The sequence below is a fragment of the Roseofilum halophilum BLCC-M91 genome (genome assembly GCF_030068445.1).
GTDB lineage: Bacteria > Cyanobacteriota > Cyanobacteriia > Cyanobacteriales > Desertifilaceae > Roseofilum > Roseofilum halophilum.
Genome location: NZ_JAQPOK010000050.1, coordinates 1 through 24,013 on the forward strand (window position 1 = coordinate 1; position 24,013 = coordinate 24,013).

18 protein-coding genes are annotated in these 24,013 nt (G+C 45.2%); 8 read left to right on the forward strand and 10 right to left on the reverse strand.

Features of this window, described 5'->3' with window-relative positions; genetic code table 11:
• Positions 1 to 204: 204 nt before the first annotated feature.
• Entirely contained in the window at positions 205 to 507 is a 303-nt protein-coding gene (locus PJF56_RS06130) for a type II toxin-antitoxin system RelE/ParE family toxin (RefSeq protein ID WP_347179460.1), read from the reverse strand.
• Between the two features lie 205 nt (positions 508 to 712).
• Between PJF56_RS06130 and PJF56_RS06135 the strand changes: the two genes are divergently transcribed.
• From PJF56_RS06135 to PJF56_RS06150, 4 genes are all read left to right on the forward strand, one after another.
• A complete protein-coding gene (locus tag PJF56_RS06135; protein ID WP_347179461.1) occupies positions 713 to 2,206 on the forward strand; it encodes a site-2 protease family protein in 1,494 nt (497 codons plus the stop codon).
• 147 nt (positions 2,207 to 2,353) lie between these two features.
• The gene (gene bioD / locus PJF56_RS06140; RefSeq protein ID WP_283761766.1) at positions 2,354 to 3,061 is read left to right on the forward strand and encodes a dethiobiotin synthase; all 708 of its coding nucleotides are present in this window, start codon (positions 2,354 to 2,356) and stop codon (positions 3,059 to 3,061) included.
• Between the two features lie 197 nt (positions 3,062 to 3,258).
• A complete protein-coding gene (locus PJF56_RS06145) occupies positions 3,259 to 4,164 on the forward strand; it encodes a PhnD/SsuA/transferrin family substrate-binding protein (protein ID WP_283761767.1) in 906 nt (301 codons plus the stop codon).
• A 31-nt stretch (positions 4,165 to 4,195) separates the two neighbouring features.
• On the forward strand, positions 4,196 to 5,950 hold the full coding sequence (locus PJF56_RS06150) for a sensor histidine kinase (RefSeq protein ID WP_283761768.1): 1,755 nt from the start codon (positions 4,196 to 4,198) through the stop codon (positions 5,948 to 5,950).
• A 133-nt stretch (positions 5,951 to 6,083) separates the two neighbouring features.
• Here the strand turns inward: PJF56_RS06150 and PJF56_RS06155 are convergent, their stop codons facing one another.
• Positions 6,084 to 6,629: a peroxiredoxin gene (locus PJF56_RS06155; protein WP_347179462.1), complete on the reverse strand. Its 546-nt coding sequence runs from the start codon at positions 6,627 to 6,629 to the stop codon at positions 6,084 to 6,086.
• 113 nt (positions 6,630 to 6,742) lie between these two features.
• Here PJF56_RS06155 and purS point away from each other — a divergent pair, with 113 nt between their 5' ends.
• Both purS and purQ read left to right on the forward strand, forming a co-directional pair.
• The gene (purS, locus tag PJF56_RS06160) at positions 6,743 to 7,000 is read left to right on the forward strand and encodes a phosphoribosylformylglycinamidine synthase subunit PurS (RefSeq protein ID WP_283761770.1); all 258 of its coding nucleotides are present in this window, start codon (positions 6,743 to 6,745) and stop codon (positions 6,998 to 7,000) included.
• Positions 7,001 to 7,011: 11 nt separating this feature from the next.
• Complete coding sequence (gene purQ, locus PJF56_RS06165) at positions 7,012 to 7,680, forward strand: phosphoribosylformylglycinamidine synthase subunit PurQ (protein WP_283761782.1); 669 nt, start codon at positions 7,012 to 7,014, stop codon at positions 7,678 to 7,680.
• 38 nt (positions 7,681 to 7,718) lie between these two features.
• Here the strand turns inward: purQ and PJF56_RS06170 are convergent, their stop codons facing one another.
• Complete coding sequence (locus tag PJF56_RS06170; RefSeq protein WP_283761771.1) at positions 7,719 to 10,412, reverse strand: CHASE2 domain-containing protein; 2,694 nt, start codon at positions 10,410 to 10,412, stop codon at positions 7,719 to 7,721.
• Positions 10,413 to 11,095: 683 nt separating this feature from the next.
• Between PJF56_RS06170 and PJF56_RS06175 the strand changes: the two genes are divergently transcribed.
• Positions 11,096 to 12,067, forward strand: coding sequence for an RluA family pseudouridine synthase (locus tag PJF56_RS06175; protein WP_283761772.1), 972 nt, complete (start codon positions 11,096 to 11,098; stop codon positions 12,065 to 12,067).
• Here the strand turns inward: PJF56_RS06175 and PJF56_RS06180 are convergent.
• The 6 genes from PJF56_RS06180 to PJF56_RS06205 all read right to left on the reverse strand — a co-directional run bounded on the left by PJF56_RS06180 (position 12,023) and on the right by PJF56_RS06205 (position 20,025).
• Positions 12,023 to 12,781, reverse strand: coding sequence for a phycobilisome rod-core linker polypeptide (locus tag PJF56_RS06180; protein WP_283761773.1), 759 nt, complete (start codon positions 12,779 to 12,781; stop codon positions 12,023 to 12,025). The genes PJF56_RS06175 and PJF56_RS06180 overlap by 45 nt on opposite strands.
• Before the next feature lie 174 nt (positions 12,782 to 12,955).
• The gene (locus tag PJF56_RS06185; protein ID WP_283761774.1) at positions 12,956 to 14,485 is read right to left on the reverse strand and encodes a YifB family Mg chelatase-like AAA ATPase; all 1,530 of its coding nucleotides are present in this window, start codon (positions 14,483 to 14,485) and stop codon (positions 12,956 to 12,958) included.
• Positions 14,486 to 14,565: 80 nt separating this feature from the next.
• On the reverse strand, positions 14,566 to 14,817 hold the full coding sequence (locus PJF56_RS06190) for a hypothetical protein (RefSeq protein ID WP_283761775.1): 252 nt from the start codon (positions 14,815 to 14,817) through the stop codon (positions 14,566 to 14,568).
• A gap of 103 nt (positions 14,818 to 14,920) precedes the next feature.
• Complete coding sequence (locus PJF56_RS06195; protein WP_283761776.1) at positions 14,921 to 15,538, reverse strand: GUN4 domain-containing protein; 618 nt, start codon at positions 15,536 to 15,538, stop codon at positions 14,921 to 14,923.
• A gap of 64 nt (positions 15,539 to 15,602) precedes the next feature.
• Entirely contained in the window at positions 15,603 to 16,910 is a 1,308-nt protein-coding gene (locus PJF56_RS06200; RefSeq protein ID WP_283761777.1) for a sensor histidine kinase, read from the reverse strand.
• Between the two features lie 52 nt (positions 16,911 to 16,962).
• The gene (locus tag PJF56_RS06205) at positions 16,963 to 20,025 is read right to left on the reverse strand and encodes a GAF domain-containing protein (protein ID WP_283761778.1); all 3,063 of its coding nucleotides are present in this window, start codon (positions 20,023 to 20,025) and stop codon (positions 16,963 to 16,965) included.
• 93 nt (positions 20,026 to 20,118) lie between these two features.
• Between PJF56_RS06205 and PJF56_RS06210 the strand changes: the two genes are divergently transcribed.
• Positions 20,119 to 21,474: a flavin-containing monooxygenase gene (locus PJF56_RS06210; RefSeq protein ID WP_283761779.1), complete on the forward strand. Its 1,356-nt coding sequence runs from the start codon at positions 20,119 to 20,121 to the stop codon at positions 21,472 to 21,474.
• A gap of 174 nt (positions 21,475 to 21,648) precedes the next feature.
• Here PJF56_RS06210 and PJF56_RS06215 read toward each other — a convergent pair whose 3' ends face one another.
• Positions 21,649 to 23,304 (reverse strand): ABC1 kinase family protein, encoded by a 1,656-nt coding sequence (locus tag PJF56_RS06215; RefSeq protein ID WP_283761780.1) that lies wholly within the window; start codon positions 23,302 to 23,304, stop codon positions 21,649 to 21,651.
• Between the last annotated feature and the right edge of the window lie 709 nt (positions 23,305 to 24,013).

The following is a 24,013-nucleotide window of genomic DNA, read 5'->3' on the forward strand; positions in this document are numbered from 1 at the left end:
ACCTTTGAGCAGTTCCATAGACATAAATGATCCGCAATGATCCGCGAGTGGTCGTTGATGGCGATCTTAATATGACAATGGGGAGATGGGGAGGATGGGGGAGACAAAATTGGCTTGAGAAATGGTTTGACCCCAGAACTATTGGAGGTTCATCAGGTTGGGGCCTAGGCTAACGGTTACGGCCTACTGACCTCATCAAAGGCTTTACTCGTCAATTTCAAATAAGGCTTTTAGGTCTCGATACCCACTGATAATCCTTAAGATTTCGACTCCCTCGGCGATCTGCCGATAAAATATCAGATAGTTATTCACGGGAAAACTTCGCAAATCTGGCCAAAGCTCATCTCGTCTTTTCCCTAATCCCGGAAACTGAGCGAGTCTCTGGCACGTTTGGTTGACCCGCTCCATGAGTTTCTCGGCAACATCCATACTCTGATTTTCAGAAATGTAATCCAGAATGGCTTCTAAATCTCGACTGGCTGGAATGGTAAAGCGACAAATCAGTATTCTAGTTTCCCATGTCTAGATAAAATTTGATGCGATCGCCTCACTCATCAATACTCAAGCGGGTAGGGTGGGCAGGCTCTTTTGGTAGAAATTGTTAATTGTTAACTATCAACGATCGCCTCTCCACTGGTATAATTACCCTCAGCTATGCCTTGGCTCTCTGACCCTAAGTGTAGCATTCTGTTTCATGTGCAATTCCTCTATGATGTCTGCTGTATCCAACAATTCCCTCACATTCCTGATCTTACTGGTTGCCTTGGGCATCTTGTTTTGGGGATTTCAACGCGCTCGCCCCTATGGTAAGTTGGGAATCTTGGCTTGGTTGCAGTCTGTGGTGCTGATGGTTCCCTGGTTGTTGTTTTTTGGACTGTTCTCCCTGGGAATTTATCTAAACCTGGCAGGGATTTTATTCTTGCTGGTGGCTTCAACAGCGATTTATATTTTCTTGGGTAGGCAGTTGCGAGTATCGGGACAAGATGAGCTGTTGCGTCAACAGGTGGCCGAACGGTTGAAACAGAGGGAAGAACAAGATCGGGCTTTTAATGCTCAGACAGGGGAAATGCCTTCGATGGTGTCTTCAGAACCCATTGGCATTCCCCCAGAGGAGTTGAACACGATTAAAGAAATTTTTGGCATCGATACCTATTTTCTGACGGAAACCCTGCCGTATCAGGAAGGAGCGATTTTTAAGGGGAATTTACGGGGTGACCCAGATACGGCCTATGAAAAACTCTCGGAGCGGTTAAAGGAGCGCGTTAGCGATCGCTATCGGTTATTCTTAGTCATAGGGCCAGATAATAAGCCAGTGGCGATCGTACTGCCCCAAAGCCAAGACCCCAAACCCCTCACCCTGGGTCAAAAGGCTTTAGCAGGAGGTTTAGGAATTGCTACCCTTGCCACCAGTTTAGAAGCGGGGGGCATTTTTCAAGGGTTTGACTGGTTTAGTGAATGGACAAGATGGCCCGAAGCCATGCCGATCGCCCTCGGCCTGTGGGTGATATTATTAGCCCATGAGTTGGGCCATTGGTGGATGGCGCAAAAATACCAAGTTCGCCTCAGTTGGCCGTTTTTCCTCCCCACTTGGCAAGTCGGTTCCTTTGGCGCTATTACCCGGTTTGAGTCCATCTTACCCAACCGCAGCGTCCTGTTTGATATTGCCTTTGCCGGGCCAGCAGCCGGGGGGTTGTTATCGTTATTTGTGTTAATTCTCGGTTTATCCCTATCCCATCCCGGTAGTCTTTTTCAAATTCCCTCTCAATTTTTCCAAGGTTCCGTTTTGGTGGGAACCTTAGCACGGGCAGTTTTAGGGGATGTGTTGCAAAACTCCCTGGTGGATGTGCATCCCTTAACCTTAATGGGATGGCTCGGTTTAGTTCTCAGTGCCATTAACCTCATGCCTGCGGGACAATTGGATGGGGGGCGCATGGTACAAGCGATTTACGGACGCAGAATTGCGGGAATTACCACCATCGCTACGTTAATTGTGTTGGGGTTTGCCTCATTTGTGACTCCGTTAGCGTTGTATTGGGCGATCGTCATTCTAGTTCTCCAACGGGATCTGGAGCGTCCTAGCTCAAATGAAATTACAGAACCCAATGATGCTCGCGCAGCGTTGGCACTGTTAGCCCTATTTTTAATGATTGCCACCCTCATGCCCTTAACCCCCAGTTTAGCCGGGCGTTTGGGGATAGGGGGATAGGAAGATGGAGAGAGGGTGACATCTCTCTCAACCCCTAACAATAGTGAGACACCACTATCTATCTACAATTTCCGTATATGTAGGGGCGAGGGGCCGCTCGCCCCTACAACAATATCTCAATAATATAACTTCTAACTAACCTAACTGATGAAAAGCCTACTGATTACAGGAACGGATACGGATACGGGCAAAAGTGTCTTAACGACAGCCCTGATCGCCTATTGGCAAACCTATTATCCAGAGCGCTCCTTGGGAGTGATGAAACCGATTCAATCTGGGGTGGGAGATCTGGAACTTTATCTGGATTTATTCACCCTCGACCAGTCTCCAGAATCGATTACTCCCCTCTATCTACAAACCCCTGTTGCCCCGCCGATCGCCGCAGAACTGGAGAATAGAATCATTGACCTTGCCCCTATATGGCAGGCGTTTACTAGGCTTCAGGAGAGCAAGGAGTGGGCGATCGTGGAAGGTTTGGGGGGTTTGGGTTCGCCGATTACCCATGAACTGACGATCGCCGACTTAGCTAGGGACTGGAAATTGCCCACGGTGTTAGTCGTTCCGGTAAAATTGGGGGCGATCGCCCAAACCATCGCTAATGTGGCCCTCGCTCGTCAGTATCGCGTCCCCCTGATCGGACTGGTACTCAACTGCACCCATCCCTGCACCCCCACCGAACAGGAACACTGGGCCCCCATGGATCTAATCAAGTCCCTGACGCAAATGCCAATTCTGGGCACGCTTCCCTATTTAGAGAACCCCAGAGATGTAAGGAAACTCACTCAAGCAGCAGCCAATCTTGACCTAGAACGACTTTTTCAGCCTTTAAAAATTAATCAAATTAAAGAAAGTTAATCGTTATCCTCTTTCAGTTTTGCGCTAAAATCCTCTTACCATAGGCTTTTTCCCTCTCATAGAGGAGAGAAATCCCAATGTGAGTCTTAATAGCATTTTTAGAAGGTTTAGATCCGTCCTCTTATTGATTGAAAACCTTGTTGATTTGTTGTGTTTATAACCAAGGATCGATAAAAAATACTGAAATAGCGTAACTCATGAAACTGAAAAACTTACTGGTTTTACCTTTACTGCTGTTAATCTCCTGCGGTTCCCAGGAGATCAAGTCTAACTCCACTTCCAGGGAACCAATTGGAGCTTGTCCAGAGCGACTGACCTTAGCCGTTACGGATATTTTGGGAGAAGAACGGTTAAAAAACGAGTTTGGAGCATTTCAAACGGCTTTGGGAGAAATTTTAGGGATTCCTATTGATCTCTTTTCCATTAACGATCGCGTCACCGCAGTTCCCGCACTCCTCTTTGAGCGCATCGATCTGGCCCTAGCTGGCCCTTCTGAATATGTCCTCTTAAAAGCCAATGCTGATGCAATTCCCTTAGTGGGGATTACCCGTCCTGGGTATTATACGGTGATTGTGTCTAATGCCAACAGTGATATTGAGAATTTGCAACAGCTCAAAGGTAAGACCCTGGGGATTCGGGAAGAGGGATCGACTGCAAGTCATTTAGGCGCTCTGAAAATATTAGCCGAGATGGGGTTAAAACCGAATCAGGATTTTAATGTCGAAATTATTGGCAGCGATCGCGGCTTAGAGGTACTCAAGGACGGTCAACTCGACGCTTGGTCAGATGGCAACCCTCACTATCAACGTGCCCTAGGAAAATATAATCTTCAAGCCTCAGAATTTACGATGATTTCCCAGGGAAACCCTTTACCCAACGATCTGATTGTCGCTAATCCATCCCTGGATGCAGCATGTATCACAGAACTGCGAGCTAGGATTGTTGAGAATGAAAAGATATTAATTGACGCGATTATCGCCTCTCCAGCGAACCAAAAATATGCCCAATCAAAAATGGTTGCCGCTCAAGACGAAGATTACAACCTCATTCGGGAAGGATATCAGGCGATCGGTCAAGGAGACTTACTTTCACCCACTGAATAAACAAACTCAAAAAAGCATGGAGCAATAACTTGTGAAGCAGTGGCTTACAAACTGGAAAGTTTCCAGTATATTCAGAAAAATTGCTTACGCCAACTTCCTCGTGGTGAGTATCTCCATTTCCGGTACACTGCTAGGATTTTTAATTGGGGATTATTATGAAGAACAAGCACAGCAAAACCTAACTCAAGCCACTCAACAAGAAGAGCTACTTCGTAGCTTAGAAACCTATATTCTTAAACTTCGTGCCCATCCTTATAAATTGATTGGCACAGTCGAACAAGCGCTCTGGTTTCGTTACGAAATTCAGCAGTTTGAACAACACATTGATGATATTAAAAAATTAATCAATCGGCTCAATCAATTGGGAGATATTTCAGGAAGTTCCGCCCAATCTATTGATAAATTTTGTGATGATGCTGAGATAGCCATCGATCTTTATGAAAAACGCTTTCAGGCAATCTGGCCCCAAGTCGATCCCCTGCGATTATCACCGCAAAGCAGAACAGAAGCGCAACAACAAGTTTTACTGTCTGTACTCGAAGATGAAACTCAACAAATTGATGTAGAATTCGAGAAATTAAGTAGTCAACTCGATAAACTTATCGACATTTCCCAAGATCGACAAGAAACGGCAAAATTGCAAACAAAACAGGCCAAAATAATACGGAAAATAATTATTTCGATTAGTCTTATTATTTCTACTTCTATGGCATTTATTTTGGCTATTTATACCGGACGAAAAATCGCAAGTCCCATCGAATTAGTGACCAAAACAGCCCAAAAAGTAACCGCAGACTCTAATTATAATCTGGAAGCACCTGTAATGACAAAGGATGAAGTCGGCATTTTAGCTAATGCATTTAATCAACTCATTGTCAAGGTCAAAAAACAGATTTATGAACTCTCAGAATCACAATATTTCTTAGAAAAACGAGTGGAAGAAAGAACTCACGAGCTACAGGACACTTTAGATACTCTGAAAAACACTCAAGCGCAACTAATTCAAACAGAAAAAATGTCGAGTCTAGGAGAAATGGTTGCCGGAGTTGCCCATGAAATCAATAATCCTGTTAGTTTTATCCATGGAAATATTACCCATACCCAGGAATATCTAGATGACCTTTTAGATTTATTGTTCCTGTACCAAGAAGTATATTCAGAGATTAAACCTGAAATTCAAAAAAAAATCGAGGAAATAGACTTGGATTATATTCAATCTGATTTTCCCAAAATCCTAGATTCAATGCGTATGGGAACCCGCCGAATACAGACCATTGTCTCGTCTTTAAGAAATTTCTCACGTTTAGACGAATCAGAAGTCAAGAATGTTAATATTCATGAAGGATTGGATAGCACGTTAATTATTCTCAGTGGCAAAATCAAACCAGAAATTGACATCGTTAAACAATATGGAGAGTTGCCCAAAATTACTTGCTATCCGGCTCAACTCAATCAAGTTTTTCTGAATTTAATTGTCAATGCAATTGATGCACTCTTGAATAGTAATGTAAGACCCAAAAAGATCGGGATTCTAACAGATAGAATTAGCCGCGATCGAGTTCAGGTTAAGATTCAAGATAATGGCCCGGGAATCCCTAAAGACATTCATCATAAAATTTTTAACCCATTTTTTACGACTAAGCCAATTGGTGAAGGAACAGGGTTAGGTTTAGCGATTTCTTATCGTATTATTGAGAAACATCAGGGTACACTTGAGGTTTTTTCTGAAGTGGGTAAAGGTACTACCTTTGAAATTACGCTTCCCATAGAGTCAAGTGTTTTTTAGCTTAATATCTGAAATAGTCCCAGCATCAGGCGATCGCCCCATTAGCAGCAATGAGACTCGATGCCGAGGCGATCGCCCAAATCCTCTCCTTACCCGTCGAGACAGTACAAGATTATCTGCAATAAACCATTCATTAAGCTTGCAGTTCATCCAAACGGGTGAGAACTTCTTGGGAATGAATGGCAGGACGAACGCCAGTAAACGTGGCGCGGAGAATGCCATCGGGGTCGATAATAAAGGTATGGCGCATGGAGATAAACCGTAACCAGGAACCATAGGCTTTGCTCACTGCCCCAGTGGTATCGGCTAAGAGAGGAAATTTTAAGCCTTCACTGTCGCAAAAATCAGCATGGGATTTAATGTCATCGGCGCTAATGCCCAAAATTTGCGTATTGCGCTCTCGGTATTCGGGTAAATCTTGTTGAAAGCGCCGCGCTTCTAGGGTGCAACCGGGGGTAAAGTCGGCGGGGTAGAAGTACACCACTACCCATTTTCCTTGGTAGTCGGAAAGGGATATTTCCCCATCTCCGGTATTAGTGGGGAGTTGGAAGGAGGGGGCAGGTTGCCCAATTTTGGGGAGTTTACCGCCTAGGGCAAAGGTAGGTGCTGCCAAGGGTAGGGAGAGCGCCAGGAGCAGGAAACTGGTGAGGATGAGGCGCAAGAGCGATCGCCGATGCAATGGATTCATGGGTATGCATGTTTAATAAGAGTTCAATTGCACACTGTAGCAGTTTCTTTCTGAGGAGAGGGGGTGTACTCTTAAAAGTGGTGTACCCTAAAGGCAAGTCAATCGTGGCTCAAACCTATCGTGCGAAAATTTTTGTCACCCTGCGCCCATCCGTTCTCGATCCGGCGGGGGTTGCAGTAGAGTCGGGCTTAAAAGAGTTGGGATATGAAACCGTAGAAGGGGTGAGAATTGGTAAATATATTGATTTGAAACTGCAAGCGGAGGGAGAAAAAGAGGCTCAGGAGCAGCTCGATCAAATGTGCGATCGCCTGTTAGCCAATCCTGTGATTGAAAATTATCGTTTTGATTTGATTCCAGAATAGGGGGATACGTGATGAAGTTTGGGGTGGTGGTTTTTCCTGGTTCTAACTGCGATCGCGATATGGTGTATGTGCTGCGCGATGTTTTAGGTTGCCCAACCCAGTTAATTTGGCATCAGGCAACCATGTTAGACGATGTGGATGGGGTGGTACTGCCAGGGGGATTTAGCTATGGGGATTATTTGCGCTGCGGGGCGATCGCCCGATTTTCTCCCATTATGGGGGCGATCGTCGAACATGCCAACCAAGGCAAGCTCGTCTTTGGCATCTGTAACGGGTTTCAGGTGCTAACCGAGGTGGGATTATTACCGGGAGCCTTAACGCGCAATCAAGGGCTTCATTTTATCTGCGATCGCATCACCTTGAAAGTAGAAAACAATCAAACCCCCTTTACCCATTTATACGCCCAAGATCAAAGGGTAACCCTCCCCATCGCTCACGGAGAAGGGCGCTATTATGCCGATCCCGAAACCCTCGCCCAACTCGAAGAAAACCAGCAAGTTCTCTTTCGCTATGTAAACGAAAATCCCAATGGTTCCCTCAAGGATATCGCCGGAATTTGTAATCGACAAGGCAATGTCATGGGCATGATGCCTCACCCCGAACGTGCCAGCGATCCTATCTTAGGAGGAACCGATGGATTAGCCCTATTCAAGAGTATTTTGGAAATAGCAAAAGCTTAGAAGTAGGCTGGGCAATACCCACCTTACTTCTTGCAGCACTATATATACTTTTGCACAATATATTCAATACTTTCTACTTCAAAATTTGCTGCCAAATCTTCCAACTGCATGACAAAATCTTGATAACTGGAATCGAGTTCTCTAAGTCGATCGAGTTCTGCTTTAATATCTTCAATGTCTCCAATTTTAGCCGCATAATACAATTGTTTTAATTCAGTGGATTCAGGTATTTTTTGTTCCCTAATTGGAGCCGGTTCAAGGGAATTACTTCCTTCTGTTTCTATGTCCTGAGTTTCATAAATCCATTCTAAATGTAAATAATGCTCTAATTTTCCTAACAATTCATCAATTTGAATCGGTTTAGATAAACAATCATTAGCACCTGACTCTAAGAATTGAGCTTGATCTGACTCAAAAGCTCGAACCGATGAAATTAAAATAATCGTCTTTTCAAATTGGGGCGATCGCCGTAAATGACGAATCATCTCTAACCCATCCATTACCGGCATTCCCACATCACTAATAATTAACTGTGGATTAAATTTTTTTACCCTATCTAAACCTTCCTTTCCATTTTCTGCTTCAGCTAACTCGAAACCTAAAGGAGATAAAATTTCCATAAGAATCCCCCGATTTTGCCAGCGATTATCAACGATTAAAATACGGGGTGGTTTTCCTTTAATATGAATTGGATTCCCCCTGAATTCTTTGGTTGGATCACTGAATTTATGACCTTTTTTAAAATTCAGATCGATCTGAAACTTACTCCCTTGCCCCAGTTTACTGGTTACTGTCATCTCCCCTTCCATTAAATTAATGATTTGCTGTGTAATTGCCAAGCCCAAACCGGTTCCTTCTGCATTCTGACTTTTACTCCCCACTTGCTCAAAGGGTAAAAAAATAGTATTCAACTGCTCTGTCGTCATCCCGACTCCAGTGTCTTCGATAGTAAAGGCGAGGGGGTAAATTTCTGAATCAGAATCTAAATCAACCACGGGTGTCCGGTAATAAATATGGAAAATCACTCCCCCTTGATGGGTAAACTTAATGGCATTACCAATTAAATTAATCAAAACTTGTCTGAGGCGTTTTTCATCAAAATATAGATTTTCTGGTAATTTATTATCCGTTTGATACACAAATTCAATATTTTTTTGTTCTGCCTTGATGCGACAAATTTCAGCCACACCCATTAAAAAGGATTGAAAATGAACATCGGTGGGGTTTAAGTCCATTTTGCGGGCTTCTATTTTCGCTAAATCGAGAATATCATTAATTAAATTGAGTAAATGCGTGCCACATTGATTGATAATGTTGATGCTATTAATTTGCTGAGAATTTAAGCTGGAATCTCTGGCCAGAATTTGACTATAGCCGAGAATTCCATTTAAGGGGGTGCGTAATTCATGGCTCATATTGGCAAGAAATTCACTTTTGGCTTTATTGGCATCATCTGCCGCGAGTTTAGCTGCTTGTAATTCTTGGGTGCGTTCGGTAACTTTTTCTTCTAGGGTGTGTAGATATTCTTGCAGTTGGTGTTGGGATTTTTTGAGGTTACTCCAGAGGGTATAGCTGGTTTCTAGTAGTGCAGAGCTGGTTAAGGCTAAAAAGGAGGGAATGAGGGGTATCCACCAGCCATACAGAAAGAGAATGTAACTGAGGGTGATAACGCTGGCGGCACTGAGGAGAAAGGTAAGGGTTGTTCGTCCAATATAAAGTTTCGCAATATCGTCAATTAAGCGCCATTGACTGATACATTGGGCCCCAATGATAGACCAGGAGAAAATCCATAGATATTCCCAAATATCGGGCCAGGTTTTGATGGGTAAGCGGCCATCGATCGCCCCACTTACGATCTGACTGATGAAATTGGCGTTGACTTCTACCCCTGCCATGGCTTGGGGAATGCCTTGAATTTCGCTACTATAGGGGGTTAAAACGGATTCTTTTAAGCTTTTAGCGGTTGAACCAATTAAGACGATGCGATCGCGCATTAAATCTTCAGGAATGCGCTCTTCTAGGACATCCATCAAGGAAACGGTGGTAAAACTGCCGGGTTTGCCGCGATAATTCAAAATGATCTGATACCCGGCATCATGGCTGCGAATATAGGCTCCATCGTTCTGGGAAAAGGGGTAAAATTTGGCTTCACCTAGGGTAATCTGAAAATCTGCGGCGATCGCGGGCAGAATATCTTCCTGTTCTAGGTACAATAGGGCCAGACGAAATCCTAAACTGAAGATTGTATTGCCCTCGGTATCATCGAGATAGAGAAACCCCCGGCGAATTTTACCATCTACATCCCAGGGAAAGTCATTGGCACTAATTTGACCGAGTTCGGCTAAAACGGGAGGGGGGGCGATCGCCAAACCATCCGTTTCTCCGACGACTTTTTCAATGCCAATTAAGTTGGGAGTCTCTCGAAATAAGGTGCTTAACTGTTCATACCCTGGTTCAACGGGTAAGTTTCGGTATAAATTTAAGCCAATTGCGGTGGGGTTTTGGGCTTTTATCTGGTGTAATACTTGGGTTAAGATGGCATCGGAGATCGGCCAAGTGCCGATGGCTTGGATATCTGCTTCATTAATGCCAACAATAATAATGCGATCGTCTCTAACTTCTACTGGACGCAAGCGAAACCCTTGATCCAATGCCGATAATTCTAAAGGTTGCAAGATTCCCGTCAAGCGAATACCAACGATCGCTCCCGTCATGCTAGTCGCAGTGAGCAAGACTTTACCCCATCGCTTGATTATGCTGCTCAACTTTGCCTGCATCCCTTCAACCTACAAATTAAGGACTTTTCCCACCATAGGTTCCTCTTGACGCTCTATGGAGGGTTAGCAACCCTATCGTCACCCTTATCTTCCAGTTTACTGCTGCTATCATACAGTTAACGGTTAAGAGTGGCTCACGGAAAATGTAAGTTGGGTTAATGCCAGCTAATTGAACGAAAAATCAGGGGTTAAGAACAATTCAATCTAAGCAAAGTATTTTTAAATACAAAAAAAAAGAGAGTCATTCATCTGACTCATGAAGGAATGGAGAAGGAATGGAGAAAGAATCAGGGCTGAGGTTTGGCGATCCAAGGATCATCCACATAAGCAGCATTTACAATTGTTGCCGTCCGCATCACAGCATTGGCAACATTCGATCGCTATGTCGGGTTTCATCACGTTTGGATTTTGCTGGGAACAGCCCAAAGCATTGATAATGGTAGCAACCAAAAGAATTGGGATCAGTTTCGGTAGATGATTCATTGTGTTTATGCACCCTTGAACTCTTAATATCTTAACTTTACCCCCTTTTTCCTGAAGTGACATAGGGGGAGAAACCACTTATTCAAAAGTATTGATTCTTTCTGCTCAAAAGACTCGACCACCCATTCCCCTAAGCGGCTCTTGTACCGATGACTATGAACTCATCCGAAATTATTGCTCTTCACGTGAAAAACAAAGCCGATCGCCTCGATCGCTATTTGTCGGAGCAGTTAGCGGATTTTTCTCGCTCCCGGCTCCAGAAATTGATCGATCGCGGTCAGGTGAAGGTGAATGAACAGGTGTGTCAACTGAAGAAAATGCCCCTACAACCGGGCGATCGCATCACCATAGAGTTGCCCCCACCGCAACCGGTTGACCTGATCCCAGAAGATATGCCTCTGGATATTCTCTATGAAGACGATCAAATCTTGATTGTAAATAAACCGGCTGGCTTAGTCGTACATCCTTCCGCCGGTCATGAAACGGGGACATTAGTCCATGGCATTTTAGCCCATTGTCCCGACTTGAAAGGCATTGGCGGCGAGCAACGGCCGGGAATTGTCCATCGACTGGATAAGGATACCACCGGCGCTCTGGCGATCGCCAAAACCGAAACCGCTCTTTATCATCTGCAAGCGCAACTGAAAGACAAAACTGCTCGTCGCGACTATCTCGGTATTGTCCATGGTTCCCCCACCACCAAGAGCGGAACCGTGAACCAACCCATTGGCAGACATCCTGGCGATCGCCAAAAAATGGCGATCGTCCCCCTTGAAAAAGGCGGCCGAGCTTCCATCACCCATTGGCAAGTCCAAGAGCGACTCGGTAACTATACCCTCCTCCACTTCCAACTCGAAACCGGTCGTACCCATCAAATTCGCGTCCACAGCGCCTTTATCGGTCATCCTCTCGTGGGAGATGCCACCTATAGCCGCAATCGCTCTGTAGGGGTTAATCTCTCTGGACAAGCCCTCCACGCCTGGAGACTGCGCCTACACCATCCCACAAAAAAGGAGTGGATAGAAGCAATTGCTCCTCCACCCCCAGAATTTAACAAACTTTTACAAGTCCTCAGACAAAGATTAGCGCTTCCGATAAGGAGCAGCGATGGGCAGATTCGCAGTTGAAACTCGCCCGCCTGGTTTACCCTGGGCACTAGGAATGGACTTAGCCATATCCAAGAAATTCACAGGACTGCCAGCAGATGGTGTTTTCTCTTGGGGCGTAAACTTGCGGATTTGGTTTTGCCAAACCGTTTGGGGGAAGCCCAACTGAGAACGGTGATAGGCTCCATAGCGAGGAGTCTTCAGGTTAAAAGGAGTCTCTCCCATTTGTCGTTGGGGAAGAACCCGCCGACGCTGGTAAGGAACTGTGTCATACCCAAAGTTTTCCAGGTATTCATCGCTCTCTAAGAGTTCATCGATGAATCCGGCTACACCTTTGTTTACAATCACGATCGACCAAGCAATTTTTTCCCGCTCGCTGTATACATCGCGGCCTAACAAGCGTTGGACGCAGATTTCTACAAAACGGTAGTTGCTATTGGTTTCAAAGTTCCGGCGCATAAAAGGCTCGGATGTCACTAAACCTTTTACAAAATCCCGAACGGTGATTTGACCATACCGGAGTTGAGACTCTAGAGCGGTTTGTCTATTTTGCTTGAGCATTTGGTGTTCGCTATAAACCTGGCGATAGGCAGCCCAGATTAATTCATCCAGGCCACTGCCAGAGAGCAGATCTTCCGTGGAATAAACAATGGGTTGCTCTTCGGAACCGGTTTCATAGCCGGAAACACGCACATTTTGACTTTTTGGAGAGTAGTTTAATAAAGGAATTGCCACCTTGATATATCTCCCGAATCTTAGAAAAACTTACATTCCTTAACTGTTTACTATATATCAAACTTTGGCCCAACTTGTAGAAATATTTCTAGAGAAATCGGTAGAGTAATTGAGGATTTAATGCAAGGAATCTTAATATTTTTTAATATAAGAGACAGGGCTATCAGGCTCGATTCACTGCATTCGATCGATCATTCGATACTGGATGGCTTCAGCGATATGGGCAGATTGCAAGGTGTCCTGACCGGCTAAATCGGCGATCGTCCGGGCGACTTTGAGGATGCGATCGGTTCCCCTAGCGGATAATCCTAACTTGCGAATGGCTCCTTCTAGGAGTTGCCCACAGGCGGCATCGAGTTGACACCACTGGCGCAGATGGGTGGTTTGCATATGGGCATTGCAATGCAGAGTGGGATCATCTTGGAATCTCAAGCGAGCGCGATCGCGGGCCATTTTAACCCGTTCGAGTACGGCTGCTGACGGTTCCCCCATATTCTGTTGAGTGATTTCTTCGGGTTTGAGGCGGTTAACGGCAACTTGTAGATCGATGCGATCGAGTAATGGGCCGGATAATTTTGCCCAGTAATTGATCCGTTGGCGAGCAGAGCAGGTACAGGCTTGCAGAGAGTCGCCGTAATAGCCACAGGGACAAGGATTCGTCGAAGCAATCAGGGTAAACTGGGCGGGAAAGGTGACAGTTTGACGAGCGCGGGAAATGGTCACTTCGCCATCTTCGAGGGGTTGGCGCAGGAATTCGAGAACATTGCGCTTAAATTCACTTAATTCATCGAGAAAAAGTATACCCCCGTGGGCCAGGGAAATTTCACCGGGTCGCGGATAGCTGCCCCCGCCCACTAGGGATACACCAGAGGCGGAATGGTGGGGAGAGCGAAAGGGGCGATCGCCCACTAAAGAGCCTCTATTTTTCAATAAACCGGCTACGGAATGAATCTGGGTCACTTCCAGGGCTTCATCAAGGCTCAAGGGCGGCAAAATCCCTGGTAAACGCCGCGCTAACATAGTTTTCCCACTGCCTGGAGGGCCGACAAAGATTAAATTATGACCGCCAGCCGCCGCAATTTCTAGGGCGCGGCGACCATGGACTTGGCCTTTGACATCCTGAAGATCCAAGCCCTTCGCAGGGGAATTTGACCACAGTTTCACCCCATCAAATTCTACTGGTTGGTAGCGATCGGGTTGACTGAGGAAATCTCCAACTTCCGAAAGTTGCTTAAATCCATACACCTTTAAGCCACTGACAAGGGCGGCTTCTTGCACATTATCTTCGGGAACAACCAACCCCGTAATGTTTAATTTTTCCGCAGCCGCCGCGATCGGCAACACCCCAGCCACCGGGCGCAAACTCCCATCTAGAGACACTTCCCCCAGAAATAAATAATCTCCGAGTAACTGAGGATTCACCTGTTCCGAAGCAGCTAAAATGCCAATACTAATCGGTAAATCAAAGCTCGGCCCTTCCTTGCGTAAATCTGCGGGAGTCAAATTAATCACAATTTTTCGCATAGGAAAAGCATATCCCGAATTTCGCACGGTTGCCTTCACCCTTTCCCGCGACTCTTGCACGGCTGTATCGGGTAATCCAACCACCACGATCGCCGGTAAGCCCCCAGATACATCTACTTCAACCCCCACCTTAATGGCGTTGATTCCGACTAGGGATGCACTCCAAACTCTAGCTAACATAGGTCATGGGTAATGGGTAATGGGTAATGGGTAATGGGTAATTGGGCCTCACCATGTTACCGTGTCTCTCTATCCCCCGATTAATCTACTTCAGTGGGTTTATTTTGTCGTACAGTTTCGATCAAAGAACCGATCGCAAAACCCGCAGACGCGCCAATGATTGCATAGGTACGAGGCGCTCGCGATCGACTAAATCCTTGAGAAAATTCGGGTCGATGGGTTAAATCACAACATTGAAATTGTCGTTGAGACAATTTCGACACCGATAAACCAAACACAATACCCACTAAAGCCGTGACGACTCCGGAAAACAGAATTAATCTCAGATTCATGACTGTTCCTCCCTTTTTCATACCCTACCTTCGTTATACCAAAACAGGGGTTAAAAATGCCCCTGTTCTCAATAGCTCTTAACACAATGGGAAGAAACTTATCTTACATGCCACAGCGAATCATGCGGGCAAAGAAATAGGTAGCCATTTTTCCCCCATAGGGCGATCGCCACCATCCCGAAGGGTGAGACCCCCCAGGCGCATCCAAACTAAAATCCAGATTCTCCAAGGGCAAAAACTTACCCTCCTTAAACCAACCCACCTTAGCGGCAGTTTTCTCCAAAACCTTCATATCCACTTTAGAAATATCATCATTTCCGCCCTCTTCCAGATACAGTTGTTTCTGCACGCTAAAACCGAACTTACCCTCACTATATTTAAGCCACAGGCGATCGATCACCCGAATCACACTACAGGGACACATCAGCACATTATCCGGCGTAAGTTTATCATGACGGGTTTGCCCCATAGCCTCTAACATCAAAGCCGTAGTTTCTTCATCTGCTTCCTTCCAGTGGCCAGCACTTAAACAATCGCGCAACTTACCATAACGCTCCACATCCGTCACAACATTGAGTAAATTTTCCACCTGTTCTTCTAATTCGCTCACTCTTTGGGGTAAGGACGTTAAACCACTCAACTGAGCGATTTGGGTTTCCAATTCAGAAACACGAGCTTCTAAATCAGGCGTTTGGGGTTGATTCGAGGGTTCGTTAGCCATAGGATTGAAATCAGTTGAGGATTATAGCGCCGTATTGTACCATTTACCTTTCCATTCTACTTTTTTAGACTTCTCGATCGTTGTCACGACTCGAATCTTCTATTTTACCCTTAATCGGTAGTTCAATAATAAAAGCCGTGTGGTCTCCCGGTAAAGATTCACAGGTTAAGCGTCCTCCATGTTGCTCAACAACAATTTGATGGCTAATCGCTAACCCTAATCCTTGAGAATTACGGCCTAGTTTAGTCGTAAAAAACGGATCGAATATCTGCGATCGCATCTCCTCAGAAATCTCCACCCCATTATTTTCAATCGCAATGTGTACATGATGTTCATCTGCAAGTTTCGTTTCAATCCAAACCGTAGGCTCAATCGTTTCCTGTGCGTCCTCTATCGCCTCAATTGCATTATTAAATAAATTCAGAAAAACCTGATTCAAATCCCTAGGACAACCCATAATGTTAGGGATATTACCATAATTCTTCACCCATTTAATCGGTTGAATATTGCGAGACTCTAGATCGTATTGAATCAAAGTCAAAGTGCTTTCAATTTCTTGATTAATGCCCAACCATTTGATATCAGATTCATCCAGATGGGAAAACTTTTGCAAGGTTAAAACAATAGAACGAATCCGATCCGCTCCATGATACATGGATTGCATTAAATCTCTTAAGTCAGATTCCAGGAATTCAAAATCCAGTTCTTGTAATGGATTTTCAGCATTTTGGAGAGAATCTGGGTCGTGTTTTTGATAAAAATTAATAACATTTAACAAGCTATCAATGTACTCATTGGCCGGTTCTAAGTTGCTATAAATAAAACTGATCGGATTATTGATTTGATGGGCAACCCCAGAGACCAACTCAGCCAAACTCGACATTTTTTCCTTTTGGATTAATTGGGCTTGAGTGAATTTCAATTTCATCAAAGCTTCTTCTAACTCCTGATTGCGATCGCGCAAATCATTGGTAAGTCGTTGTAACTCTAATTGATGATTAATCCTGGCTAATACTTCTTCCACAGCAAACGGTTTCGTAACATAATCAACACCTCCAACTTGAAACGCCTTAATTTTATCCCTAGCTTGATCTAAAGCGCTAATAAAAATAACAGGAACATGGCGAGTTTTTTCGGATTTTTTTAACTGCTGACAGACCTGATAGCCATCCATATCTGGCATGTTAACATCAAGTAAAATTAGATGGGGAAGTTTCTTGTCCGTTGCCAACAATGCCATATTTCCATTCAAGGCTTTACGCACATTGTAATGACGCTCCTCTAGCATGTCCGCGAGTAAGCGGAGATTAACCGGTGTATCATCGACAATTAAAATATCAATTTGATTGGGTTCAGTTGCAGATAAAATCATAGTTAGGGTTTACGATTTTGACAGGGTTCATTTCTAGAGTGAATTAGACAAGCTATGGCTTAATTAATTCCAAGATCAGATCGAATCGGAAATCAATCGCCATAGTTGTCAGCTCTGAAGCAAGCATCGCTTGTTCGGCAGGGATTTCATCAATTAAGTCAAGAATAATTTTGTCACTCCCTTGACAGGCTGCATTATAAATCTGTTCAATCCATTCTGGAGACATTTGGGATAGGGCAACCTTATTCGCTTCTGCTTCTTCTGCTTCTTCTGCTTCTGAGCTAGAGTCATCATCGAAGGATTCAGGAGATGGTTCTACGACTCTACTTTCCTCTTGCTCATAGAGATACATGACTCCTAAATGTTGATGAATGATATCTAATACATTCTCTTTTTGGAAGGGTTTGCGGACAAAATCATGAAAGCCAGCGACAAGAACAGTATGGCGAGTTTCCTCAAATACACTAGCGCTGATGGCAATAATGGGAATGGCATGGAGTTGAGGATTGTCCTGTTGTTTCTGTTGAATTTCGCTTAGAGCTTCGTAGCCATCCATTTGTGGCATTTGTAAATCCATAAAGATTAAGTCAGGATGCCAAGATTCCCAGACTTTAACGCCTTCCCTACCGTTCGTGGCAATTTTGACGGTAAAACCCACCTGCTCTAGCAGCTCCGATAATAACAAGCGATTAGCTGGATTGTCTTCCACAATTAAAATTTGATAGCTAGGTTCATGGGCAGCTAATCCAATAATCCGTCCGTTTTTTTCTTCCTTGGATATGGATTCGGAAATGATGGGAGTGACGGGAATGATAAAGCTAAATTTTGCTCCTTGATCTAAACCACTTTCTACGGTGATTTCACCTCTCATCAATTCCACAAACTGTTGACTGATGGGCAATCCGAGGCCGGTTCCTTCTTCTGAGGCAATACCGGTTTGGGTTTGCTCGAAGGCTTGAAATAATTTATGTTGTTCTTCTGGGGCAATGCCTGGCCCGGTGTCTTGGACTTCAAAGCAGAGACTGAGGTTTTCTGGGTGGGTGATGGGCTGAACTCGTAAGGTAACTGAGCCTGTTTGAGTGAATTTGATGGCATTGCTCAATAAGTTGATTAACACTTGCCGCAGTTTACCCTCGTCTGTGCGAATGGTTTGGGGAACATCGGCAGCTATATTAAATTGTAAGTCTAAAGATTTAGCCGAGGCTTTGAGACCTAACATTTCCTGTAGGGTGTTGAGCAACTGATGTAAGTTGAAATCGTTTTCTCGGAGGACGGTGCGCCCGGCTTCAATTTTGGACATTTCTAATATGTCGTTAATCAGGGCGAGGAGATGTTCTCCTGAGCGATTAATAATCTCGATATATTGATGGTATTTTTGCGGGAGGGATGGGTTGGCAGCCATGAGTTGAGTAAAGCCTAAAATGGCGTTGAGGGGGGTACGCAGTTCATGACTCATGTTGGCGAGAAATTCACTTTTGGCGCGATTGGCGCTATCTGCGGCTTCTTTGGCTTGGGTGAGTTCTTGGGCTTGCTGTTGGATTTGCTCGAAGAGTTCGGCTTGCTGGACGGCAATGCCCAATTGATTGCTAATTTTGGAGAAAATGGTTAGTTCTGGGGTTTGCCAAAGTCGGGGGGCAGAGTTTTGGTAGGCGGCGAGTAATCCCCAGAGTTTGTTTTGGGCAAAGATGGGGACGATGAGATAGGCCCTGGCTTGCATTTTCTGCAATAGTTGTAAATAGCATTCGCTAAAGCCTGCGGTTTGGATGTCGGGGACGCAACTACAGGCTATGGTTTCGTAGAATTTGCCGCCTTGGGTTTCTTGTAGATAGGTGTCTTCGATGAAGGGTTCTGAGCTACTGAGTCGGCAGTCTTGGCTATGGGTGGTTTGATGGAGTTCGGGTAGGGTTTGCCAGTCGGGGGAGAGCAGGGGTATCCAACCTGGGGCGACGGATTCGGCGACGATTTCGCCGCTCCAGTCGGGGTTAAAGCGATAGACGAGGAGGCGATCGCATTCAAGAGCTAAACGCAGTTCTTGGGTGGTAGTCTGAAAAATAGCCCGTACATCTAGAGTGCGGCGCATTTGCTCCAGAATATGGCTGATGGTTCTCTGCCGTTCGGCGATTTTTTGCAGGGTATTATTGGCTCGTTCTAAGTCGGCGGTACGTTCGGCAATGCGCTGTTCGAGTTCGGCTTTGGCTTGGGTGAGGGCTTGGGTGGCTTCTTGCCGTTGTAGTTCGGCGGCGGCACGAGCGGCGAAGACTCGCAGGAGTCCTTGGGTGCGATCGTCTTTGGGTAGGGGTTTGGAATCGACAATGCAGAGGTTACCGATCGCCCGATCCTGTTCATTAATTAGGGGTACGCCTAAATAACTGACGGCGTTTATGGGTTCAAGGAGGGAGTCTTCTGGAAAGAGGGCTTGTAGATTGTCGCCATACCAACAGGGTTTACCCTGCTCAATGACAACTTGGCAGGGAGTGGCAGCGAGGGGATACTCGATGTTATTTTGCAGTTGACCGTCTATCCACAGGGCTAGGGTTTGTAGATTTTGCTCGATTTTTTGGCCGATCGCCACATAATGGACATTGAGGGCGATCGCTAAATGCTCGACTAAGGCGGGGAAAAATTGCTCGCCGGTAACAGCAGCCGTTCCAGCAATAATGCTGCTTAAGATCTCTTCAGTGCGCTGGCGTTGCCCAATTTCTGCTTGTAGCTCTTGATTGATTTGTTCGAGTTCTTCTGGAGTTTTCAGAGACAGGAACTGGGGCAGCAGAACCACCATTTCGGCGGCTGTCCAACAGGAAACTAGGGCAGTGATCGCCCGTTCTATACCAGAGAGCCAATAGGCGGGATGCCAGAGCGTCCAAATATCCAACAGATGTCCGATGCCGCAGCAAATGATAAAGGCTCCAAACAGGTAAAACACCCCCATGAAGGGCATCCGCCGTTTGTGGACGAAGTAAATCAGGAGGGCAGGAATGGAGAAATAGGCGATCGCAATCAACCCATCGCTCACCACATGCAGCCAAATTAACGGAGTTTGCCACAAATAACAAGAGCCATGGGGCATATATTGGCTCGGAGAGAAAACATTTTGTAAAACATTGGAGATAGACATTATTGTTGGGAGCGAAGAAACAAAGAAACCGCCTAATTGATGTATTCTATCCAAAAACAGTCTATTCTGACTAAAGTCTAGAGTCAAATCCCTATGTCCCACACCCGTAAAAAACACTTAATTCTTGGAGCAGGTTTTATCGGACTCGGTATTGCCAGATCCCTTAAATCCGCCCAAATTTCCTACGATCAAGTCGATGCCAGCGATGATATTGGCGGAAATTGGTATCACGGAGTCTATGAAACCGCCCATATTATTTCCTCTCGAAAAGTCACCCAATTTTCCCAGTTTCCCATGCCCGATGACTATCCCGACTTTCCCAGTGCCGCCCAAATGTTAGCCTATCTGCGTAATTTTGCAGACCATTATCAACTACGAAAAAACATCGAACTCAACCGCACAGTTACCGCCATTTATCCCATACAACATAACCTTTGGCGCGTCATTTTTGCCAACGAAGAAGAACGAACCTACAAAGGCATCTTAATCTGCAATGGTCATCACTGGTGCAAGCGTTTTCCCGAATTTCAGGGAAAATTGAATGCAGAAATGATCCATTCTAAAGACTACAAAAATCCCGACCAACTGCGCGGTAAACGAGTCCTCGTTATTGGTGGAGGAAACTCCGGTTGTGATATTGCCGCCGAAGCCGCACGAGTGGCCGAAAAATCCTTTTTGAGCTTGCGTGACTCCGTTTGGTTTATTCCCAAAACCTTTGCCGGAATTCCAGTCGTTAATCTCGTTCAATGGTGGATGCCAGAATGGGTACAGCGAGCCATGGCTCATACTATTATTAACTTTACCTTTGGCCCCCATAAACACTATGACTTACCTAAACCTAACCATCGCCTATTTAGCAAACATCCCACTATCAATAATGAAGTGCCTTACTACATCAAGCAAGGAAAAATCATACCCAAACCCGGTATTGACCACTTCCATGACTCTACCGTAGAATTTATAGATGGTAGTTCAGAAAATATTGATTTGATTGTTTGCGCGACTGGTTATCATCTCGCCTATCCCTTTTTGCCTCCCGAACTGCAACGAATAAAAGGCGCAACTGTTCAATGTTATGCCGGTACTTTTCTAGACGATTATAAAGGTATTTACTATATTGGTTGGGGACAAGCGCGAGGCGGTGTCGGTTCAATTATTGGCGCTTACAGTCAGTTTTTAATCCAATGTTTACAGTTGCAAGAAGAAATCAAAATCCCCCTTGGGTTAGTCTTCAAAAAAATGGGGCAAGACTTACCCAAAACTCACCTATCCGATCCCCAAACTGTCTTCAGACAGTTAACATTAGCAAAAACCGCTTTTCCCCTAATTCGCAAATTTGCCCATACTCTGGATTCCCAGTACCCTGAATTTGAGAATCAAGTTTTACCCGAAAAAGTTGTTATATCAAATCCGGTTTCCGCAAGCGGACATGAAAATGGGTATAACTAGCGGGCAAGATGCCCGCACTCTCTCAATCGATGGATATTACTGGAGTGGGAGCATCTTGCTCCCTACATTGTTAATTCGGGTATTTCCGCCTCCTCTCCTCTATTGTCTCATTTTAGTGCGCTCAAGCTACTAGGATGGTTTGCTGTCGATTTACCCATTACCAGCACAAAGCACTTAAGATCGCAATCGTCCTGACCTTAGAATACTGAAAACTAGCCATAAGCCAATTAAACTAGCGACTCCAAATAAGACGGCACTGAGTAAAGAAAGTTGGGGACTTTGGGCGTTGTTGGAAATAATGGCTGCTCCCATAATGAGGGAACCGACGAGAATACTAAAGGAGAGACGGTTGGCGGAGTCGTCAATACTGCGCCTGAGTCGTTCTAGGTCTTTAACGTAGATATTCCAATTGAGGGTTTCTGAGGTTAGGCGGTCTAGAAAAAGTTCGATTAGACGAGGAGATTGTAAGGAGAGACTTTTGACATCGAGGGCAGTTCTGAGCAGGGTTTGAATCGGTTTGTCTCCGAGCAATTGGCGCTGGAAAATATCGGTGATTAGGGGTTTGATTTGGTCAAGTAAATTGACTTGGGGATTAAAGCCTCTGGCGACTCCTTCTAAATTGGCCAAAGATTTGGCATAGAGTCCCATGTTACCGGGGAGGCGAATTTTGTTGTTTCGGGCAACTTCGAGAATTTCATAGAAGACTTCGCTAAAGTTAATTTCGCTCAAATTAACGTTATAGTATTTGCGAAGCATCCGCGTATAGTCGGCTTCTAAACGACTGAGATTCACGGGTTGATTGGATTCGGCTAAATCTAGGGTGAGTTGGGCGCAGCGCTGGGCATCAATATCGACGATCGCCAGCAACATTTCCGTTAAAATTTGTTGGGTGCGCGGATCGACTCGCCCAATCATGCCACAGTCTAACAGGGCAACGCGGCCATCATTGAGTAAGAAGATGTTGCCCGGATGGGGGTCGGCATGAAAGAAGCCGTTAATATAAATTTGTTGAAAGAAGGCGCGGAATAAGATACTGGTTACTTGGTCTCGTTTTTGCTCAACCGATAGGGTGGGAGTGACAAATGGGGTGAGGTCGGCTCTCAGTAGGGGTTTACCTTCTAGCCATTCTAAAACCAGCAATTTTTCACTGGTATAGTCCCAGTAGACTTGGGGAATAACAAGTTGTTTGGGGTCAAACCAGCGACTGGTGGATAAATTTTCTTGCATTTGTGTGGTGAAATGCCCTTCTTTGGTGAAGTCCAATTCATCCCGCAAGGCTTTGGTAAATTCCTCTGCGAGGGCAACTAAATCATAGTCTTGACCAAAGTCTCCTAATGATGCGAGTTCGGCTAATCCTTTAATCAGGGCCATGTCTTGCTCGACGATGCGACCAATACCGGGGCGTTGAATTTTTAAGGCCACGTCTTCTCCTGTGTTGAGGGTAGCCCGATGGACTTGCCCCAGGGAACCGGCGGCGATCGCCTCTGGATCGATTTTGGGAAAGGCTTCTTCTAGGGGAACCGGTAAATTTTGCCGCAGTTGCGCTTCCACTTCTGACCAAGGAACCGGGGGGACATTGGCTTGCAAAGAAGAAAGAGCCGTAATATAACGACCTGGTAGTAAGTCCGGTCGGGTACTGAGCAGTTGTCCTAACTTGACAAATACGGGCCCTAAATCAATCAGAATATTCCGTAAGACGGTGGGAGAAGGTAACTTCGGTTCACCGGGTTGATCCCCTTTGAGTAAACCTCCGATGTAATCCCAACCGTTGCGGAAGACAACTTCTAAGATTTCCCGTTGGCGTGAGCTAGTCTTGGTGAGTGCGAACATAATGGGATTAATTGGGATACTCTTCTAGTTTTAAGGCAAATCCTGGTATTTGGGATTCTCTTTTCCATCATGGACGGCGATCGTAATCTTCTCAGCCGATGGTCACCCCTCAACCCTCTGGATCTCGCAAAGCCCTTCCTCTAATTCTACCCTTTTTAAGGGATACAGACTGGTAAGTGCGTTACCGTCTCGCCCAAGCATTAACCCATTTAGGCGGAGACGAGTCTCAAAAAGTTGTTAAGTTTCCGTAGGGTGCGTTAGCAGGGCATAAATTTTGGGAATTTGCCTTTAATTTTGTTTCCTGCGTAACGCACCAATTTTCCGTATTGTTAACCCTGAACGGTGCGTTATATCAAATCCGTCTGAACACTATAAATTAAAAATCTAGGGAGCGAGACGCTCCCACTACAATAAATTCAAGGGTTTTGGTAGTGCGTTCGCGCAGAAGTAGGGTGCGTTAGCAGGGCATAAATTTTGGGGATTTTCTTTTAATTTTGTTTCCTGCGTAACGCACCAATTTTCGGTATTGTTAACCCTGAACGGTGCGTTATATCAAATCCGTCTGAACACCAGAAGTGTTGAATGTTAAGAATAGATGGAGAAAAAAGCTCTCAAATCTGGTAAGATAGAGAGCAGAAAAAAATAATAACTAATAACTATGTTAGTGAAAGTTCCCCCGTCTGTCAAAAAAATCTTAGCGGCTCTGCCC

What these genes read in the sequence shown, in the direction of transcription:
- PJF56_RS06185 (WP_283761774.1), bottom strand. Translation starts at nt 14,485, where the DNA reads ATGTTAGCTAGAGTTTGGAGTGCATCCCTAGTCGGAATCAACGCCATT.
- PJF56_RS06205 (WP_283761778.1), bottom strand. Translation starts at nt 20,025, where the DNA reads ATGTCTATCTCCAATGTTTTACAAAATGTTTTCTCTCCGAGCCAATAT.
- PJF56_RS06175 (WP_283761772.1), top strand. Translation starts at nt 11,096, where the DNA reads ATGAACTCATCCGAAATTATTGCTCTTCACGTGAAAAACAAAGCCGAT.
- PJF56_RS06135 (WP_347179461.1), top strand. Translation starts at nt 713, where the DNA reads ATGTCTGCTGTATCCAACAATTCCCTCACATTCCTGATCTTACTGGTT.
- PJF56_RS06200 (WP_283761777.1), bottom strand. Translation starts at nt 16,910, where the DNA reads ATGATTTTATCTGCAACTGAACCCAATCAAATTGATATTTTAATTGTC.
- bioD (WP_283761766.1), top strand. Translation starts at nt 2,354, where the DNA reads ATGAAAAGCCTACTGATTACAGGAACGGATACGGATACGGGCAAAAGT.
- purQ (WP_283761782.1), top strand. Translation starts at nt 7,012, where the DNA reads ATGAAGTTTGGGGTGGTGGTTTTTCCTGGTTCTAACTGCGATCGCGAT.
- PJF56_RS06195 (WP_283761776.1), bottom strand. Translation starts at nt 15,538, where the DNA reads ATGGCTAACGAACCCTCGAATCAACCCCAAACGCCTGATTTAGAAGCT.
- PJF56_RS06190 (WP_283761775.1), bottom strand. Translation starts at nt 14,817, where the DNA reads ATGAATCTGAGATTAATTCTGTTTTCCGGAGTCGTCACGGCTTTAGTG.
- PJF56_RS06210 (WP_283761779.1), top strand. Translation starts at nt 20,119, where the DNA reads ATGTCCCACACCCGTAAAAAACACTTAATTCTTGGAGCAGGTTTTATC.
- PJF56_RS06215 (WP_283761780.1), bottom strand. Translation starts at nt 23,304, where the DNA reads ATGTTCGCACTCACCAAGACTAGCTCACGCCAACGGGAAATCTTAGAA.
- PJF56_RS06145 (WP_283761767.1), top strand. Translation starts at nt 3,259, where the DNA reads ATGAAACTGAAAAACTTACTGGTTTTACCTTTACTGCTGTTAATCTCC.